The organism is Paenibacillus tepidiphilus (assembly GCF_008635795.1).
GTDB lineage: Bacteria > Bacillota > Bacilli > Paenibacillales > Paenibacillaceae > Paenibacillus_AQ > Paenibacillus_AQ tepidiphilus.
Genome location: NZ_VWRQ01000009.1, coordinates 84,767 through 104,814, shown reverse-complemented (window position 1 = coordinate 104,814; position 20,048 = coordinate 84,767). Strand labels below are relative to the sequence as shown.

Below are 20,048 nucleotides of genomic sequence, written 5' to 3'. Positions count from 1 at the left end.
TCAACAATTTAAAAAACTTGGAGACAACAGCGGCCGGAAGTTCAAACATTTCGCGGAGATACGGATGATGTTACCAGGGTTCTATGAGCGCATTTTTCGTACCCGGCCTATCCACCCACGAAAGGAAGAAGCATTCCCATGGCAAAAGAAAAAATCGTACTCGCCTATTCCGGCGGTCTGGATACCTCGGTAATCCTGAAATGGCTGAAGGAGACCTATGACGCCGAGATCATCGCGTTCACCGCAGATATCGGCCAGAAGGAAGAGCTGGAAGGCCTGGAGGAAAAAGCGCTGGCTACCGGCGCCTCCAAAGTATACATCGACGACCTGCGCGACGAGTTCGCGAACGACTTCATCTATCCGATGTTTCAGGCGGGCGCCTTGTATGAAGGCCAGTATCTGCTCGGTACCAGCATTGCCCGTCCGCTGATCGCCAAGCGCATGGTTGACATCGCCATTGCCGAAGGCGCAACGGCGATTGCCCACGGCGCAACCGGCAAGGGCAACGACCAGGTGCGCTTTGAGCTGAACGCGGCTGCGCTGTCTCCAAGCATCAAGGTGATTGCACCTTGGCGTCTGGAGGAGTTCCGTAACCAGTTCCCGGGCCGCGCCGAGATGATCGCTTATGCGGAGGCCAACGGTATTCCGGTACAGGCTTCAGCAGCCAAGCCGTACTCCATGGACCGCAACCTGCTGCACATCAGCTATGAGAGCGGCGTGCTGGAAGACCCGTGGTTCGATCCGAGCGCACCGGAGAACAAGGGCATGTTCCTGCTTAGCAATGCACCGGAGGATGCTCCGGATGAGGCGGAATATCTGGAGCTGGAATTCTTCCAGGGCAACTGCGTTGCGCTGAACGGCGAGGCGCTGAACCCGCTGCAGGTGATGGAGAAGCTGAACGAGCTGGGCGGCAAGCACGGCATCGGCCGTGTCGATATGGTCGAGAACCGTTTTGTCGGCATGAAGAGCCGCGGCGTGTATGAGACTCCGGGCGGCACGATCCTCTTCACCGCCCACCGCAAAATGGAGTCCATCACCATGGACCGCGAAGTGATGAACCTGCGCGACAGCCTGATTACCCGTTACAGCACACTCGTGTACAACGGCTTCTGGTTCGCTCCGGAGCGGCTGGCGCTGCAGGCGCTCGTGACCGAGAGCCAGAAGAACGTGACTGGTACCGTGCGCGTGAAGCTGTATAAGGGCAACATCATCGGCGCAGGGGTTAAGAGCCCGGTCAGCCTGTACAACCCGGATATCGCGACTATGGAAGCCGATCCGACCCAGGCGTACGACCAGGGCGATGCTACAGGCTTTATCCGCTTGAATGCCCTGCGTTTGAAGGTGTCCGCAGGCGTAGCTGAATCGAATAAACAATAAATCGTCTGCAGCAGCCAGCTCATCCCTTCAACGGGAGTGTTGTTTTGACTGAGGGCGATGTAATAGAACTAAATACCATGCGACAACCGAAGGCCGTTCCTCCCGCCGGGACAGGAGCGGCCCTTCTGGCGTCTATCGAGGAGGAAACATCAAGTGAGCAAGCTGTGGGGCGGACGTTTTACGAAGGGTACCAACAAGCTGGTGGAGGAATACACGGCATCCATCGGATTTGATCAGGCTTTGGCCGAAGAGGATGTGCAGGGCAGCCTGGCCCATGTAACGATGCTGGGGAAGTGCGGCATCCTGCCGCAGGAGGATGTGGAGATCATCAAAGCCGGATTGAACAAGGTGCTGGCGAAGGTCCGCGCGGGAGAAATTGAATTCTCCGTGTCCGATGAAGATATCCATATGAATATCGAAAAGAACCTCATCGAGGAAATCGGCCCGGTCGGCGGCAAGCTGCATACAGGGCGCAGCCGTAACGACCAGGTAGCGACGGATATGCATCTGTACCTGCGTAACCGTGTGGTGGAGCTGGTTGCTCTGCTGCATGAGCTGCAGGGAGCCCTGATCACCCAGGCCAAGGACAATGTAGAGACGATTGTGCCGGGCTATACGCATCTGCAGCGGGCGCAGCCGATTCTGTTCGCCCATCATCTGCTGGCCTATGTCTCGATGTTCCGCCGCGATGCGGAGCGCCTGACCGACAGCTACAAGCGGATCAACGTGCTGCCGCTGGGCGCAGGCGCGCTGGCCGGAACGACCTTCCCGATTGACCGCCATTTTGTGGCGGAGCAGCTCGGTTTTGACGGCGTATATGAGAACAGTCTCGATGCGGTCAGTGACCGGGATTTTATCGTCGAATTCCTAGCGAACGCTTCGCTGATCATGACCCACCTCTCCCGGCTCAGTGAAGAGCTGGTGCTGTGGAGCAGCACCGAATTCAGCTTCGTGGAGCTGGACGATGCTTTCTGCACGGGAAGCAGCATCATGCCGCAGAAGAAGAACCCGGACGTTCCGGAGCTGGTACGCGGTAAGACCGGACGTGTCTATGGAAACCTCATCGGTCTGCTGACTGTGCTGAAGTCGCTGCCGCTGGCGTATAACAAGGATATGCAGGAAGACAAGGAAGGCATGTTCGATACGGTGGCTACGCTGACGGGTGCACTGCAGCTGTTCGCGCCGATGATCGCCACGATGAAAGTTAACAAAGGCCGGATGCGCGAAGCGGTGAACACGGACTTCTCGAATGCTACGGACATCGCCGATTTCCTGGTCGGCAAAGGACTTCCGTTCCGCCAGGCCCATGAGGTCATCGGCAAAACCGTCCTTTACTGCATCAACGAAGGCAAATTTCTGCTTGATCTCAGCCTGGATGAATTCAAGCAGTTCTCTCCGCTGTTCAACGACCAGATCTACGCAGTGCTGCAGCCTGAGGCTGTCGTGAACGCGCGCAACGTCTATGGCGGCACGGCTACCGTTCAAGTTGTAGCGGCTATCGGGCGGGCAGAGGCAGCGCTGCAGGAGGCCGGGGAATGGGTGGCATTGAAAACCAACTAAAGTAGTGTCATAAAATAATTAAGGTGGCGGCTCTTAAGCGGAGCGGCCACCTTTTTCGTTTACTTGCTCAGCGGAAGCCAGGCCAGCACATCGCGGATTTTGGCGTCCCAATAGCCCCATTCATGTTCTCCGGGCCCTTCGTCGTAAGTCAGGGACAGTGAGGTTTCAGCACAGGCCTGGCGGAACACCTGATTGTCCTGGTACAGGAAGTCCTCAGTCCCACAGCATTGATAGAGCAGCGGCTTCGGCCCCGGAGAGCGGTCAAGCTCCTGCAGCAGCCACAGCAGGTCTTCCGGTGTTCCAGCGATGTCTTCCTCGCCAAAGATCCGTTTATACTCCTCGCTCTTCTGCGCGGGATCTTCCCAGTTCAGGGTATGATGCGCCATATCCAGCGCCCCCGACAAGCTCGCGGCTGCGGCGAACATCTCCGGCTTACGCAAGCCCAGCTTGAATGCCCCGTATCCGCCCATCGATAGACCGGCTACGAAATTATCCTCGCGCTTTCCCGACAGTGGGAAGAATGAACGCGCCAGCGCCGGCAGCTCCTCGCTGATGAACGTCCAGTACTTGCCGCCCTGGTGCATATCCGTGTAGAAGCCCCGGTGCACCTGCGGCATGACCACGGCAATGCCCATCGAAGCGACATACCGTTCAATGGACGTCCGGCGCAGCCAGATGGAATCGTCGTCCGACAAACCGTGCAGCAGATAGAGCGTCGGGTGCAGCTCACCCCGCGTCACATTGTCCAGTCCAATCTGCGTCCTCGTCTGCTGCGGCAGAATCACCGTCATCGACGTACTCAGTCCGAGTACTTCGGAATAAAACCTGCATTCGATTAAAGCCATACTAACTCCTCCCTTCATCTGTCAGCACAAATGATATCACACCCCGAAACCGATATATAGTATAGAAAATCGCTAGATTTACACGAATGATGCCGTAATTCTTCGTATACGGGATTGCTGGGTCTTTAGGGGAAAGAATATAATGGAAGTGGGTAGAAAGAATCAGAGATGGGAGCGAACGGAATGCGGAAAAAGGGCTGCGGGGAGATGTTCCTGGACAGGCGTGCAGAGGCACCATTCATAGGCCTCACGCATACGCCTGCGGATAAACTAGAAGCGCAGGAAATTATAGCTCTTCGCCAGGTAACAATAGAAGACAGGCTGTGTCATGAGGGCCAGGCCCAGCGAAGTCTGACGCAGCACAATAGGATTAAGGCCAACTTAGGCCGAGTGTATAGTCAGAGTGGATTTACCCTAGTTGAAGTTCTAGCCGCTATTGTTATACTGTCGATTGTCTCCCTGGTGCTGACCTCCTACTTTACCAATGCTATGTCCTATTCTAAGTCTAATCAGAACAAGACGATTATGGTTAATCTGGCGCGGAACGCGCTTTTTTATATGGAGAAGCAGGATTTTGAAGCTGTGAAGACTTATTTTACGAACCATCCGGCTATCGAAGCGGATGACTGTAGAACTGCTGGTTGTACATTGGCGGATCCTATCCCCTTTACCGGTTCACCCACCGATGTCTTTAATCCTACGGTTAACGGCATCAAATACCAGATTGATGTAGTATATCAGCCTGAAATATGGTCTGAGAAGACGCAGCCTTCACCCTCTGGGGCAGCTTCTTCTATCGACTTGTCCAAATCCAGAGACTACCTGCTTCCGGTCTTGGTAAAGGTTAGACGCGCTGACCCGGGGAATCAGCCTGTATATGACGTAAAGGTGGAGGGATACATCACCGATGAAAGAATTCGCTAAGCGGATACGGATCCGGGAGCAGGGTTTCACATTAGTTGAGCTGATTGCGGCGGTCACGGTTTTTGCCATGATTGCAGGAATCATTTCAGGCCTTATTACGTTTGGTATGCGGAGCTACGAGAGAATTTCGATACAGAATGAATTACGGGATGAGGCAGATTTCATTATGTCTTCCATTATTACTAAACTGTACACTTATGCCCCTGATAAGGTCCAGAATACGTCCAACGGCAATGGCATCGAGCTCATCCGAAGCGGAGTAACTCAGGAAACTATTGAAGTCGTCGGCAATCAAATCATTATATCTGGAAATGGAACCGGACAAGGAACCAATTCACCGCTTGAGGTTCGTTCGGAGCTGGGTGACTCCGAGATTACTGCTTATACTGCTGACGGTCGAAAGTGTACGATCAGTTCGCTTTGCAGCTCAGGGACGATTGAAATTAAGCTGGTTCTGAAATACGAAGGCAGCAATGAGAACAAGCTGGAACTAAGAAGCCAATTTGGATATTAGGAGGGGCGGCGAATGTGGTGCAATGGTAGCTCCAGAAACAGTAGGAAAGATGATATAGCGCTAAAGAAAAGGCTATCGTCTGAGCAGGGATCAGTGCTTGTACTAGTGATGTTTATTGTCCTGCTGCTAACCATCATGGGAGTTGGTGTGCTCAGTGCAACGGTAGGCGGGGCACGCCGTGCAGAGACACGGGAGAATGACGTCCAGAGTCTGCATTTGGCACAGAAAAAAATAGATGAGGTTATTGCGTATATGACGGAACGCTTAAATCTCATGCTGATGCAAGGCGCTGATACTCCACAGAACGAGTTGAATAACAAGATTCAGACATTCCTCACTGGTCTGGAAAACCAAGCTGGAGAGTTTAAGTCTGCAACCAATCTGGATGGGGCGGCAAATCAAATTACCAGTATCACTTTAGATAAATCGGCGTCAACCGGCAGCCAATATGCCATTGTTATCCGGGCCAATGCTATTGTGAATGGAGTTTCGCGTAATCTGGAGCAGCGGGTAACGGTGACGACGTTCCCTGATTTTCTGAATTATTCTCTGGGGTCGTCTGAAGGAGATGTGATCCTGAACGGTGCCCCGTATATTAAGGGGAATGTCTACGCCGGCGGCGAACTGAAGCTTAGCCCGGTGGCTGAGTATACGCATAATGGAGCAGATCTGACCCAGCCCTCGCTGTTTCCTTTAATTGAAGGAGAACCACACATCCAGAACCTGAACAGCATTCAGTATTGGAATGGCGGAGGGTATACTAAGGTTCCAAGCGGCGATGAAGAGCAATATCAATTACTGGATAATCGGGTGAAACAGGCCTACGAGAACTCTCTGATCAAGAAGAAGGCCACTTTTGTACAGATCGATGTAGAGGATTCCTTTCTGGATAAGATGGCTGAAGCATCTGGTGCGGAGAATAACAAAAGCTCTTTTGCCACCACCTATTATGGTCTTGGAGGGAAGGGCAGCGGAGAAGAACCAAAGGTACGGGGCGGCCGTCTGGTGAATTCATTGATTAATAACAGAACTCTTCCGGTTCTTAAAATGCCCGAGCGAAGCGATTATGAGAACGACCATGATGAAGAAGGCATATTGACCGGAGTGGAGCTGGAGAACTGGAGGGAGCAGCAGTATCAGTCGGCTTTTCAGGCATGGAAGACGAAGCTAGCCAACCTTTCCACCAGTGTTATTTATGATGGCAGCCTATTCCTAAATGGTAATACGTTAAATAATATTACAGATGTAACGAAGGCTAACCGCCCACAGGATACAGGTTCCAGTACGATTCCGTCTAACTGGCTCATCATTAATGGAGACCTCAAAATTGTTAATGATACACATAGCAAGGTTGTTATACAAGCTAATCTGCTAGTGACCGGTGACCTGTTCATTGAGGGGGATGTTCAATTTGACTCCACACTATTTACCCTGGGTAAAACCGAGATCATTAATGCCAGCATTACAGGAAAAGATGAGAAGGAGCTAGTGCTAATCTCCAAGGGCTCGATCTTATTGAACCGAGTGGATGAATTTAAAGACAAGAATCAGGTTACGGAGCTGGAGGCTTTCTTCTACACGGACAGTACCGCGGATCTCTACGGAGTCGGATCTATTTTTTCACTGAATGGGGGCTTCTTTGCCAGAGGAACACTCACTATCAATGCTGTAGCAGGAGAGGTGTCCGAAAGAACCGGACAATCTAAATTTGAATTTGAGGATCAGCAACACTTGACTGATCCTGAAGATTCCAGATTCATCATTGACTATAATGAGGCGGTCTTTGAGCATCAGAAGATCGGACTGCCGCGCGTCAAGCAAATCAACATTAATGCCGGACCGGTAGAGTTGAAGCCGTTATAAAAAAAGGATATTAAAACAAAAAGCACTGGCCCCGCGATGTGGGCCAGTGCTTTTTGTTTGGCTAATACCGGTTATCTCCGGAGGTTTCAGGACCACGAACCGTCAGGGTATAAACGGCCGTTTGGTCTACACCGCTAAAGGTCTTATACTTAACCTGAATTTGTACAGGCTCGCCGGGTTTTGTAGGAGTTATTCCGGTAACGACTCCATTAGAAGACAGATGGATTGCCGAAGCGGTACCTCCCGCAATAGACCATTGAAGTCTGGAAATAATGCTGTCAGAGAGCGGACCATAGGGTTTTGCGAACAAGTTCTGATTAGGAATGAACTCTAGCGTTTTCCCCACGCTGATTGTTCCTTGGGTATCTGGAGAGAACATCAGGCCTGGCTCGTCTACAACACTGACCGGGTGAGCGGCACTGGTGATTCCGGCTGCTTTGACAACGATATCAATCCCCTCTTTTACACCGGTTCCCTTGAATTCAACAGCATTTCCGGAGGTAGTCAGTGTGGCTACCGTTCGGCCCTCTGCATTCACAAACCCTCCATATTGCAATTCATCGGCGTTAGCGAGGCTCCATTCATAGTGCTCATTATTGGCAGTAAGGGGATCCGGAACGACTCTAAGGGTAATCTTGTTATTAAGGTAGACTACCTCTTCTGCTTGGATACGAAGGCTATTCAGACCAACGGTGATTGCCTTGACAGCCAGGACCCCGTCGGGATTTGCATCGGTGGTAACCTTCACGATAACTGTGTATGTTCCGGATTGGCTTGCCTGGAATCGAACAGTGCTATTGTCATCGGTAACTGAAGTTACGGCTGCTTTGTCTGCGTTGTTATTACTGTTCTGAATGGACCAGGCATACCCGGTTACAGTTTCTTGAATAGTATTATAGATGGCACTTAAATCAATGCTCTGGTTTACTTTGGCACTCCCAGGACCGCTTATGGACAGATTAGGCGATATTACCCGGATTGTGGCTGTTGCTGATGTTTTGCTGCCGTCGCTTGCCGTAACAGTGACTGTAGTTTCCCCCACGGAAATCCCTTTAACTACTCCTGTACCTGCATCCACTGTTGCTATAAGGGGATTGTCCGATTGCCAGCTGACATTTTGATTATTGGCATCCTCGGGAGTGATAACCGGGAATAGCTTAATCTCATTGCCGATCCGGATGTCGGTGCCATTGACGGAAATGCCGCTAACCCTCACGATGCCTTCAAGCGTCAACGGGCTGAAATATAAAGTTTTTGTTTCTCTAGGCTTTGCCGATGCTGCAGGCGATGTCGCTGTAGGCGCTGGAGTTAGCGTCTGGGTTGGCGTCATTGTTGGCGATGGTGTAGCTGTAGCCGCTGGTGTGTCCGGAAAAGTACCTGTGAAAGGTGCCATGGAGATAAAGTGTCCACCATTGAGCTCACGAATAGAGCGGCCGATAAATGAGCCGTACAGGTTTCCAGTAAAAGAAATATCCGCTAAAGGAGCAAATATTGTACCCTGAACATCACCATATTGCAGTATAGAAAGACTATTGGCTTCAAAGAAATTATAAATAACTCTTGAGCGCCCGCTTACTGTAACTCCATTTAAATCTGTAATTTTCAAACTTCCGTCTTTAAACTGGTTGGCGGTTCCAGCAATATTGATAAGAACAGTTGATTCTGCTGGTGCAGCAATGGTAATACTGTGTAATTCTCTGGCAGCCTCAGCTTTTATATAAAATACGTTTAAATCTGAACGCTCACCTTTCAGCTCTACAGATCCGTTGCTGTCATACTTTGTATCTGCTGTTTTGGATAAGGTAGAGAGACCGTTAGAACGTGAAATTAGAGAGTTTCCTACACTATTAAAATCAATATAAGAATTTGGCGCAGTCATTTTTTCTGTTTGTCCGCTCATGTAGCCAGGAACTGTTACCGTGCCGCCATAGTACGCCTTTCCTCTTAGAGTGCCTCCGTTTGTACTGAGTTGTAAATTTCCGTTGGCCACAATAGTAGCACCCGTTGGATTCTCTCCTAAACCGGTACCTAAATCAAACGAGCCGATGGAAACATGGCCTCCAGCCGCCATTCGGCCAGTGTTTGTAAAACCATTATTTAAGAAAGTGATATCACCCAACATGAAGATTGAATAATCATTTGCCAGGCCTAGCGCATTTACCGGAGCTGATGAGCCCGGGAAACTGGCAGCCGGCGTTGATACTGGTGTCGTCAACGGAGTAGGACTCGAGCTAGGTGTAGATGTAGGTGTAGCAGTAGCCACTGGTGCTGCATGTATATCTTCAAAAGTGATTTTTGAATTGTCCATCAAGTAAGACTGCTTGACCTTCGGAATGACATTCAAACTGAAAGCATAAGCACTTGAATTTTGCGGAATGTACATTTCTAAGCCATTCACTTCAGTCAATTGATAAGTGATGGTACCGAGGTCTCGGGTCAAAGTATAGCCTTCCGCAAGAGATCCAGTTCTGGTGAATTCTCCGCTGCCACTAACCTCCAGATTTGCCGGAAAAGTCTCCTCAAACTTTACATTCGTAATGACAAGCTGTTCGATTCCACGTTCTTCGCTATCGACTGACAGGTACGGAACGGGATTAGGTGTAACCGTGTATTGAATGGCTGTAGGCGTGTCCCGTTCTACCGCAGCGGACGATACGGTTCTGCTGATCGCCAGGTTTGAGTCGATCCGTGTAATCGGAACGTTCACAGTCTTGATGGCTGCAGCCCCTTTTGTGTCTTTGACTGTAATTTCAATGGTAAGCATTCCGCCCTCGGGTAGGGGATTGTCAAAATTAAATGTTACGGTTTCGCCTGACCATACAGCCTTGTTGTCTACAGAATATCCACTTACAGGAGTATCGCCAACCTTGAACTGAAGACTGGTGGTCAACTGCTTGTCTTCGAAATCATAATCTTTTACGGTGTAGCTGACTGTAATTTTATCCTGGTAGGAAGGCTTTTCTTTGTTGTCTGTTGGTGTTTTTACAGTAATCTCGGGCGCATGGTTGGCACCCACAAATGCTCGGTACATCGTATTAACGAACAGCATTTGCTCCCATTCGGGGAAGTTAGTGCTGGTATGGCCTGTTCCCGAGAATGTGATATTGCCCACTGAATACGTATAGAAATGGTTCCGGCTGTCGTTGACATCACGGCTGCTGCCGGAGATGTTGTACCAGGGAATTACGTCAGCCCGCTCCAGATTCAGCGGGAAGAATTGATCGTGTGTTAAAGCTACAGCGTAGCGGGACTGATTAGGTGACATTGTAACGGACGACAAATTGAACGGATATTGTGTTAGCAGGCCGTTATTCACCGGTACTACTGTTTTGGAGGTAGCCACTGCATTACCGCCTAAATAGGTGCGCGGCATATCCTGGCCGACCAGATTGTGAAAGTAGTAACTCCAATAGTTAGTGTTGGGCACCTTGTTGGTATAGTTCTCGATAGTCGGGTTGGCCGGATCATTATAAATAGTATCGTGTGTAAGCATGATGCTTTGCTTGGTTTCTTCAGCGAAAGCTTTAACCGCCAAAGCTGCGTCTTTCGATATCATGGGATTGGTTACACGGTCGTATTGATCCTGAAATCCGAATACCACCATATCATATACGCCGTTCAATCCCGAGGTTTTGTCATTGGAACTGGCTTTCTTACTGATGTAATCATTAAACCAGGCCATGTCACGAGCTTCGATTTGAATCTCATAATCCGGATTGGACAGATATTGTGTCTTCATATTGGACGTGTTCAGCAGACTGCTGCCGGTCTTTCCGGCGGGCATAACCTGGAGAACTTTAATCACTGGCTTAAGCCCTCTGAACCGGATGACCCCGCTGTCGAAATCCTTGAAGCCTGTTGTGGTATCGTTCACTTCGAGCTTCCAGTAGAGCGGGCCTGAGTAAGTTGCGGGCAGCGTGTAGGAGAGCGTTCCTGTCGGAGTACTCAATACCTCTGTGGCGACCACATTGCTTTCAGCCATAGGAAGCGATGAGTCCACATTCATATATAGCTTCACCCGGATAGGACTGGCAGGCAGATTCGGTGTATTACTCATCTTAATTGAGAAATTCAGCTTGTCCCCGGCGGCGTATGTGTAATTCGGAGTAGTAAGATAGCTCTTGATATCCGTTGTATTCGAAATGGTGAGCCGCGGTCTCTGGGTTAAGCCGGCTATAAATGGCGATGTGCCGCTCTTGATCTCAGGGGCGAGATTATTAAATCCGGTGGCATCCAAAAATACAACGTTAGCCTTGGAACTGCCTGTCCGGTAGGTATTGAAGCTATTGTATAGATTTCCTTGTTTAGCGGAGCTTGCGGCCTGAGCACTGAACGTTTCTTCTCTAAAGAAGACGTAGAGTCCTTTATTGATGTAGTATTCTGTGAGCTCTTTGGCTTTCAATCGTGTAATATCATTCTCGACGGCGCTGGTATTATGGGCATCAGTGCGCGTCTTAGTGTCGGAGCTGCCGTTGGTGGATACGGCCTTTGGAGTGTATTCACCTAGACCGATATAAACGGCGTCATACTTCCCATCCCAGTCCTCACGAAGCGAGACGAATTTCTTCATCGTAACGGTATCTATAGTGACGTTAGGGAGCTTCTTAAGCTCGTCCAACTCGCTGCCGTCCGTTCCCAAGCTGGAGTTAGTGGGGTCTGTAATTTCCAGGATGCGGATCGGATAGCTGTTATCCGATGCTTCAACATCTGCACTGAACCATTGAACCAGCAGGAACACTAACAATAAGGACAGTGCAGCCCCGGAAAGAAAAACAAGCTTTCTCCGTTTGAATATTTCCATTCCCATCGCTCCCCGATTTGTCGATAAATTGGTATATATAGTCTGAAAATATAGCATTATTCACCAAGTTTTATTGTAAGATTACCTAATATATGCTATATATCATTCTAGGATAATTTTCACAGTTAGGCAATGAGCGAAAGTGTAAATATACCCTGAAATTTAAGACTAATGAATCAGAGATTTATCAGAATTTAAAATTTGAACCAGTAAGCCCGGTTTGTCAAAACGACTGAGACATACATACCTAATTTCATCGGCAAAAGTGCAAGAGGAATGTAGGAACTTAGCCTGATTAATTACTTCATTTTGAGCGAAAAAAGACCGATAAACCTTATACATACTACACGGCATGGAGATGAGCTTAGATTGGCAATCGTTAAGAAGAGACTTGGAGACTTGCTGGTAGAGAATGGGGTCATTTCACAGGAGCAGCTTCAGGAGGCGCTGGCCGATCAGCGTAAATCCAAGCGCAAGCTGGGCGACCTGCTGATTTCACAAGGCTATATAACAGAACAGCAATTAATAGAGGTACTGGAGTTCCAGCTGGGAATTCCGCATGTCAGTCTTTTTAAATATCAGATCGATCCGGCGATTACGCAGATCATTCCGGAAAGTATGGCCAAACGCTACCAGGTGCTTCCTTTTCTGAAGGAAGGCGGGAAACTGATGGTGGCCATGGCGGACCCGTTGGACTATTTTGCAATTGAAGATTTGCGCATGAGCACCGGGTTCCGGATCGAGCCGGCCATTGCTACCAGGGACGAACTGCAGCGTGCTATTGCCCGCCATTACGGCATGCGTGATTCTATGAACCAGATGCTGGTCGAATTGCCGACCCAGGAAGAGATTGAAGAGACGGAGATTACCGACGAGGATTCGCCGATTGTCCGGCTCGTCAACCAGATGATTCAGCAGGCGGTTCAGCTGCGGGCTTCCGATATTCACGTTGATCCGGGTGAGAATAACCTGGCCATCCGCTACCGGATTGACGGAACGCTGCGGACCGAGCGGCTGATTCCGAAGCAGATGCAGGGCTTTATTACCGCTAGACTCAAGATTATGGCACGTTTGAATATTGCCGAGCGGCGGCTGCCCCAAGACGGACGGATCAAGATGCAGTTTGACTATAAAATGATTGATATCCGTGTCTCCTCCCTGCCGACGATGCATGGCGAGAAGATCGTGCTGCGGCTCCTGGATCTCAGCACCGGTGTGAAATCGATTGATACACTGGGCTTCAGTGACAGCAATGCCGTCGCCTTCAAGGAAATGATTAGCCGCCCTTACGGTATTATGCTTATCACAGGACCGACAGGGAGCGGTAAGACAACGACGCTGTACTCGGCGCTGAACCAGCTCAATCAGGAGACGGTCAATATCATTACAGTAGAGGACCCGGTGGAGTATCAGCTCGAAGGGATTAATCAGGTTCATGTCAATCCGTCCATCGGCCTTACGTTTGCAGCAGGCCTGCGTTCCATCCTCCGCCAGGACCCCAACATTGTCATGGTAGGGGAGATCCGGGATACCGAAACTGCCGAGATTGCGGTCAGAGCCTCTCTGACCGGTCACCTGGTGCTGTCCACGCTGCATACGAATGATGCTGTGAGCAGTGTAACCCGTCTCCGGGATATGGGGGTTGAGCCGTACCTGATCGCTTCTTCCCTGATCGGCGTTGTTGCCCAGCGGCTGGTGCGCAAGATTTGCACCGATTGCAAGGAGACCTATAGGCCTTCGCAGCAGGAAGCCATTATGCTGGAACGCCATGGCCTCAAGAGTGAAGTTCTTCACAAGGGCCGCGGCTGCGGGAGCTGCAACTCCACCGGCTATCGCGGCCGGATTGCCATTCATGAAGTACTAACCATTGACGATTACCTCCGTCAGCTGATTACAGACTCTGCTTCAATCGAAGAGATGCGTTCGGCTGCCAAGGCACGCGGCTTGATTCAATTGATGGAGGACGGACTGCTTAAAGTGTCCCAAGGGATGACCACACTCCAGGAAGTGCTGCGCGAGACGGTATCCCATTAACCAAAGGAGGTGATGCGAATGCCGACTTCATCCAGAAATATTACGCAACTTCTGCACATGGCCTACTCCTCCAGAGCATCCGATCTGCATATATCTGTGGGTTCCCCTCCTGTGCTGCGAATTGATGGGAGACTCCAGAACGTGGAGGGTCCGCTCGTCGGTCCGGGCGAAGCCGAGGAAATGGCGCTCAATTTGCTGGGACCGGAGAGAGAGGCCGGGTTCCGTGCGGCGGGAGAATATGATTTCTCCTATCCCCTGGAAGGCGGAGTCCGGTTCCGCGTTAACGTATACCGTCAGCGGGGCGGCATCAGTATCGCTGCCCGCAGCATACCAGCCGATATTCCATCTCTGGAGCGGCTGGCGTTACCGCCCATTCTGTCCTCTCTGGCCACGAAACCGCAGGGCTTGATCCTGGTAACCGGTCCGACAGGGAGCGGCAAGTCATCCACGCTTGCGGCGATGCTCAACCATATTAACCGGAGCGAACGCAAGCATATCGTGACGCTGGAAGATCCGATTGAGTTTCTGCACAGCCATGGCACCTGCATCATAGATCAGCGGGAAGTAGGCAACGACACTTCCAGCTTCGCCAGCGGCCTCCGGGCAGCGCTTCGTCAGGACCCGGATGTCATTCTGCTGGGGGAAATGCGGGATTTGGAAACTATCTCGGCAGCGGTAACTGCAGCAGAGACAGGCCATCTGGTGCTGGCTACCCTGCATACCTCCGATGCACCGCAGACGATTGACCGGATTATCGATGCGTTTCCCGGACATCAACAGAACCAGATTCGTCTGCAACTGGCTTCTGTACTGCTCGCGGTTGTATCTCAGCGGTTATTCCCACGGGCTGGAGGGCAGGGGCGACTCTGCGCTACTGAGATTCTGATCAATACCCCGGCGGTCGGGAACCTGATCCGGAGTGAAAAGACGCACCAGATCAAGAATATGATGCTGACCGGCAAAGCGCTGGGCATGCATACGCTGGATATGACCATACGCGAATATTTGGGGCTGGGGCTAATCGATCCGGCTGCGGCTAAGGCGTATCTCGTTGAGGTGAAAGCCGATGCCGCAATTTGAGTACGAGGTCAAGACGGCGGCCGGGAAGCCGCTCAAGGGTAAGCTGACCGCATTGGACAAGTCCACGGCGATGGAGGAGCTTCGTAAGCGGGGTCTTACTGTGTTCTCGCTGAATGAGCAGAAGAACTCCATTCTGTCGATGGAAATCTATATCGGGAACCCGGTCAAGACGATCCATTTCATTATTTACTGCCGCCAGTTCGCCACCTTGATCCGGGCGGGCGTTTCCATTGTCGATGCCACCCGTATCCTGGCAGATCAGACGGATAGCAAGCCTTTGTCAAAAGCTTTGCAGGATGTAAGCTCGAGCCTTCTACGCGGGATATCTTTCTCGCAAGCCGTGCAGGAGCATAAAAAGATTTTTCCGAATCTGTTCGTTAGTATGGTGCGTGCAGGGGAAGAGTCTGGTGATCTGGAAGGGACGCTGGAGCGGCTGGCGATTTATTTCGAGAAACAGCATACGACGACCGAAAAGATCAAATCTGCACTGATGTACCCGATTACCGTCGCCGTGATGGCGGTAGCCGCAGTAGTTTATCTGCTGTGGGCTATCGTGCCGCAGTTCGTATCGATGTTCGAATCGATGAATGCTGAGCTCCCTGGGATTACAAAGATGGTGCTTGCCCTAAGCAAGAGCATTCAAGGACAGTGGTATTTCTGGGGATTAGGGCTTGTCATAATAATCGCTGCGTATCAGATCGCGAGACGTACGGAGAAGGGCGCTTACGCTCTGGACTACGCCAAGCTGAAGATGCCGGTGTTCGGAATGTTGAACCAGAAGGGCTCGATTGCCCGGTTCACACGAACTTTCTCGTCTCTCTATGCAAGTTCTGTGCCGATTCTGCAGTCGTTGACGATTGTCGAAGAGATTGCGGGCAACAAAGTGATTGGGAAGTATATCCGAAGTGCCAGTGATTCACTTAGGCAGGGGAAGCCACTTTCTGAGCCGCTTAAGAAGGCCTGGGTTTTTCCACCGCTGGTGACGCAAATGATCGCGATCGGGGAAGAGACTGGGGCATTGGATCAGATGCTGTCCAAGGTGGCGGACTTCTATGAGCTGGATGTTGAGAATACCGTTGACCGCCTGAAGTCGCTGCTGGAGCCGCTACTGATTGCTTTCCTAGCGGGAGTTGTCGGGGTGATTGTAGCGGCGATTATGCTGCCGATGTTTAGTATTTACAGCAATATGTCATAGAAGTCCAACTTTGAGAGGGGTGACGCCGGGCGAAAGGAAATGACCCTTCGTGCTGACGAATGAAGAAATCAGAGAGCAGCGTGGGCAGCTATCTTAAGTAGGCAGTCACTCATTCATTTATAATAATTTTAGGAGGAGATTAAATGTTAGCAAATGCGATTAAGAAGAGATTAAATAAAGAAGAGGGGCAGAAGGGCTTTACGCTGATCGAGCTTTTGGCGGTTATCGTAATTCTGGGGATTATTGCGGTTATTGCGATTCCGTTGATCGGTAATATTATTTCTGACGCCAAAAAAGACTCAGACGTAGCCTCAGCTCGGCAAATTTACGATGCAGCACGTTTATACATTGCTGGTGAGAGTGATGGTAAATTTAATAGAGACGCATCTTTTCAGATTACCATTGCTGAAATGCAGGCTAAAGGATATCTGGATACTGCCTTAAGTCTTCCAAGTTCAAAAGATTCTATAACGGGTGGTGCAGTGCTCTTTACTAAAGATGGTCAGTTATCTTCAGTGCAAATAGCTCCACAGCCACTTGGTTCAAAAGCTGAAACAAAGGTACCCACGAATGCAGATGGAACAGCGACGACAGCTGGAGGCAGCTTTACAGCTTCACAGGTATTGAAGTCCGTCGCAGCTACTCCTGCTCCTTAAGTTGGAATAGAATATAAACAGTATATAATTCACTAAAGGAATCGGACCATTCCGATTCCTTTTTTAAACACCACCTCAAATTTACTCTGTCAGGGTATCAGTTCTATATCTATTCCTGACAGTTTAATCCCACACAAAGGAATCTACCATGACCATCATTATCGCCATTTACATCACACTACTCGGACTAGTGCTGGGCTCCTTTTATAACGTTGTTGCGCTGCGGGTGCCAGCGGGGGAATCGCTTATGTCTCCGCCGTCACACTGCACCGGGTGCGGAGCTCGCCTGACGGCGCGGGATTTGGTGCCGGTGTTCAGTTGGCTGGCCAGTCGGGGGAAGTGCCGGCATTGCGGAGCTAAAGTGTCCGTGCTGTATCCGCTCGGTGAGCTGGCGACCGGACTGCTGTTCCTGTGGGCTTACCTGGAGTTCGGCCTCACCGTCCGGGGAATCACGGCAATCGTCTTGTCGAGCCTGGCCGTGATTGTGACGGTGGCGGATCTGAAATACATGCTGATTCCGAACAAGGTGCTGCTCTTGTTTGCACCGCTCCTGCTTGTGCTCACCCTGCTGAATGCCGATGGTTCCTTGTGGCTGTATGTACTTGGAGCGGTTGTTGGCGGCGGGATCATTCTGCCCTTCGCCTGGTTCGGCGGGATGGGCATGGGCGATCTGAAGCTGTTCACGCTGCTGGGGCTGGTTATAGGGTTCCCTGGCGTCCTGCTTGCTTTCTTCACGGCCTGTTTCCTGGGAACGCTGGTTGGCGGCATGCTGCAATTGACGGGTGTCGTGAAGCGCGGACAACCCGTTCCGTTCGGCCCTTGGCTGGCCGTGGGAGCGCTGCTTGCCTACGGTTATGGCTCACAGATTATTGGCGGGTATCTCTCGCTTATCCATTAGGAGGATTATCGCTCATATGCTTGGACTACAGAATTCTGCGGCCGGTCTTGCGATTGAGCAGACAGGTATCCGCTATATCAGCTTAAAGAACAAAAAGTCATGGGAGGTCCGCAAGAAGCGGTATCTTCCGCTTTCGCCAGGCATGATTGTGGAGAATCAGGTTGCCGACAGTGCAGCCCTTCTGGAACGGGTCAAGCAATGGGTCAAAGAGGAGAAGCTGCGCGGCAGCCGGGTCGCCTTGTCCATTCCGCCTTCGCAGATCATCATCCGTAAAATGAGTATTCCGAGCACGAACCCGAAGCAGGTGGAGCAGCTCGTGAAGCTGGAGGTAGAGACAGGGCTGCATCTGCCTTTTGAGAGTCCCGTCTACGACTATGTCACCATCGATGTCGATGAAGAGACCAGCCATTTGCTTGTGTTCGCTGCGCCCCGCAAGCCGATCCAGGATTACATCGATATTCTGGAAGGTGCGGGCTTGCGTGTAAACAGCGTTGAAATTGCAGCGACCGCTCTGGCCCGCAGTCTCGCGCTTGGCCAGAAAGCCCAGTTCGAGGAAACCATGCTCATTAATATTGAGCGGACCACACTCGACGTTTATATGTTCCGCAGCGGAAATCCGGTATTCATCCGGACAATTAACCAAAGGGATATGAATAGTGGAGCCCAGCCTGCCTTTCATCCGGATAGAGGTTACGCTCAGGAAGCGGCAGCTTCGTCCGAATTTGCTGACGATTTGCTTATGCCCGGCCAAATGGTGGAGATCACTGCAGAAATCTCACGGATGCTCAACTTCTATCAGTACAGCCTTCATGACGGAACCACCAGAATCCAAAATGTGTTGATCGCGGGCCCCCAGCGGATCCGCCGCCAGCTGTTTGAGGAATTAAATCAGTCCTTAACGGAGCTGGAGGTAGCTACAATCGGGCTGGAGTATTCTGCTGACGGCGGCGCTACTGATCCCGAGTTGAATGATTATCGGGTAGCAGCCGGTGCCGCACTGCGGGGGAGTAATTTTCTAACGATTAACCTCCTCCCCAAGGAAGACCGGGAAGCTGTTCTCTTTCCCTACGTTGCCGCCGGGCTTGCCGGAGTTTTCTTGCTGGTTGCGCTTGGAACCGGATATTTTTATATGTCTAACAAAGGGCAGATCGCCGATAATGAACAGCAGCTCCAAGGTGCCCAGGACCGCTCTCTGATGCTGCAGGCTGAACTGGCCAAGCTGAACGGAACCTCCGGTGTGCTGAACCGGAAAGCAGCAGTAGATGAAATTATGGCTTATAAAATGGATATCGTAGCCGTCATGACTGAGTTGGCTTACGGCCTGCCGCAAGGCAGTATCATGCGCAGTGTTAACTATACGTACCGCACCTCTATTGATCTGACCGTAAGGGTTCCCAGCATGGAGGATGCCTCGATTTATTTGGCAAATCTGCGCAAAATGTCCTTCACGGTTAGTGCGGAAATCCAGAAGCTGACGGAAGGGGATACGGCAGCGGAGTCTGGCGCAGCTTCGTCATATGGTTCGTATACCGCCGTGTACCATGTAAGTCTGATCAAGCCGGCAGCAGGCGGACAAAGTGCCACAGGAGAGGGGGATGGCAGTGGAACAACTGAATAAATACCGGTCGCCCATTGTGCTGGGCTTGCTAATCCTCTTCCTGCTGCTATTCGCGTTCTTCATGCTGGGGGTGCAGCCTGCTAGTCAGGAGATCAAGGAACAGGAAGTGCAGCTTAGCCAATTGAACGAACAGAATGAGTTACTTGAGAAAAAGATCGATGAGAAGATGAATGACAGCTCCCAGCAAGCCGAACAGGCTGAATTACTCGCCCAATTGCCGAAAGGGGACAACAGCGAACAGTTGATTCTGGATCTGCGGGCAATCGGGTCCGCTACCGGTACGAGATTGAAGGATATCAGCTTCAGTGTAGGAGATACGAATCCGATTCAAGAGATGACAGGCTCCAGTACGGCATTTTACCCGACAGTGAAACAGCTCAACATGACGGCGGTAGTGGAGGGGGACTACCCCGGAATTATAAGTTGGTTGCTGGCGCTTCAGACCATGCCGCGTATTGTCAATGTCGATACGTATTCGTTCCAGCGGTCGTCCAACAATGATAATGCCCAGGAAAGTTCAAACATCATTACCGCAAACGTCACCTTCACCGCTTATTTTGAAGATGCACCTGCGTCTGAAGAAACAGAAGAGCAAGTGACCGCGTTTAATCAAGATCAGCCATAATGATGCCCTTAATCCGCCTTTCCAGGCGGATTTTTGCTTTCATACATAATTTTCAGCA

At 50.8% G+C, this 20,048-nt stretch carries 14 protein-coding genes; 12 read left to right on the top strand and 2 right to left on the bottom strand.

Annotated elements, in window-relative coordinates:
• The first annotated feature begins 138 nt into the window (after window positions 1–138).
• Window positions 139–1,377, top strand: coding sequence for an argininosuccinate synthase (locus tag F1379_RS13560; RefSeq protein ID WP_150270475.1), 1,239 nt, complete (start codon window positions 139–141; stop codon window positions 1,375–1,377).
• A 153-nt stretch (window positions 1,378–1,530) separates the two neighbouring features.
• On the top strand, window positions 1,531–2,937 hold the full coding sequence (gene argH / locus F1379_RS13555) for an argininosuccinate lyase (protein ID WP_150270473.1): 1,407 nt from the start codon (window positions 1,531–1,533) through the stop codon (window positions 2,935–2,937).
• A gap of 59 nt (window positions 2,938–2,996) precedes the next feature.
• Here argH and F1379_RS13550 read toward each other — a convergent pair whose 3' ends face one another.
• The gene (locus F1379_RS13550; RefSeq protein ID WP_150270471.1) at window positions 2,997–3,782 is read right to left on the bottom strand and encodes an alpha/beta hydrolase; all 786 of its coding nucleotides are present in this window, start codon (window positions 3,780–3,782) and stop codon (window positions 2,997–2,999) included.
• Between the two features lie 183 nt (window positions 3,783–3,965).
• Between F1379_RS13550 and F1379_RS13545 the strand changes: the two genes are divergently transcribed.
• Genes F1379_RS13545 through F1379_RS13535 form a run of 3 tightly spaced genes read left to right on the top strand, consistent with a single transcriptional unit; the run spans window position 3,966 to window position 7,083 of the window.
• Entirely contained in the window at window positions 3,966–4,706 is a 741-nt protein-coding gene (locus F1379_RS13545; RefSeq protein ID WP_162551160.1) for a prepilin-type N-terminal cleavage/methylation domain-containing protein, read from the top strand.
• The gene (locus F1379_RS13540; protein ID WP_150270467.1) at window positions 4,690–5,220 is read left to right on the top strand and encodes a PulJ/GspJ family protein; all 531 of its coding nucleotides are present in this window, start codon (window positions 4,690–4,692) and stop codon (window positions 5,218–5,220) included. The genes F1379_RS13545 and F1379_RS13540 overlap by 17 nt, the downstream gene beginning before the upstream one ends.
• A 12-nt stretch (window positions 5,221–5,232) precedes the next feature.
• Entirely contained in the window at window positions 5,233–7,083 is a 1,851-nt protein-coding gene (locus F1379_RS13535) for a hypothetical protein (RefSeq protein WP_150270465.1), read from the top strand.
• 61 nt (window positions 7,084–7,144) lie between these two features.
• On the opposite strand, the gene F1379_RS13530 is transcribed toward F1379_RS13535, so the two are convergent.
• Window positions 7,145–11,884, bottom strand: a complete 4,740-nt coding sequence (locus tag F1379_RS13530; protein ID WP_162551159.1) for a collagen-binding domain-containing protein — start codon at window positions 11,882–11,884, stop codon at window positions 7,145–7,147.
• A 369-nt stretch (window positions 11,885–12,253) separates the two neighbouring features.
• On the opposite strand from F1379_RS13530, the gene F1379_RS13525 reads away from it, so the two are divergent.
• The 7 genes from F1379_RS13525 (at window position 12,254) to pilO (ending at window position 19,990) form a co-directional block, all read left to right on the top strand.
• Window positions 12,254–13,918: a GspE/PulE family protein gene (locus F1379_RS13525; protein WP_150270461.1), complete on the top strand. Its 1,665-nt coding sequence runs from the start codon at window positions 12,254–12,256 to the stop codon at window positions 13,916–13,918.
• A gap of 18 nt (window positions 13,919–13,936) precedes the next feature.
• On the top strand, window positions 13,937–14,998 hold the full coding sequence (locus tag F1379_RS13520; protein WP_150270459.1) for a type IV pilus twitching motility protein PilT: 1,062 nt from the start codon (window positions 13,937–13,939) through the stop codon (window positions 14,996–14,998).
• Entirely contained in the window at window positions 14,985–16,193 is a 1,209-nt protein-coding gene (locus F1379_RS13515; RefSeq protein WP_150270457.1) for a type II secretion system F family protein, read from the top strand. Before F1379_RS13520 ends, F1379_RS13515 begins: the two co-directional genes overlap by 14 nt.
• Before the next feature lie 143 nt (window positions 16,194–16,336).
• On the top strand, window positions 16,337–16,849 hold the full coding sequence (locus F1379_RS13510) for a type II secretion system protein (RefSeq protein ID WP_239004666.1): 513 nt from the start codon (window positions 16,337–16,339) through the stop codon (window positions 16,847–16,849).
• A gap of 148 nt (window positions 16,850–16,997) precedes the next feature.
• Entirely contained in the window at window positions 16,998–17,747 is a 750-nt protein-coding gene (locus F1379_RS13505) for a prepilin peptidase (protein ID WP_150270455.1), read from the top strand.
• A gap of 16 nt (window positions 17,748–17,763) precedes the next feature.
• Window positions 17,764–19,365 (top strand): pilus assembly protein PilM, encoded by a 1,602-nt coding sequence (pilM, locus tag F1379_RS13500; protein ID WP_162551158.1) that lies wholly within the window; start codon window positions 17,764–17,766, stop codon window positions 19,363–19,365.
• Window positions 19,349–19,990, top strand: a complete 642-nt coding sequence (gene pilO / locus F1379_RS13495) for a type 4a pilus biogenesis protein PilO (protein ID WP_162551157.1) — start codon at window positions 19,349–19,351, stop codon at window positions 19,988–19,990. The genes pilM and pilO overlap by 17 nt, the downstream gene beginning before the upstream one ends.
• Window positions 19,991–20,048: the final 58 nt, after the last annotated feature.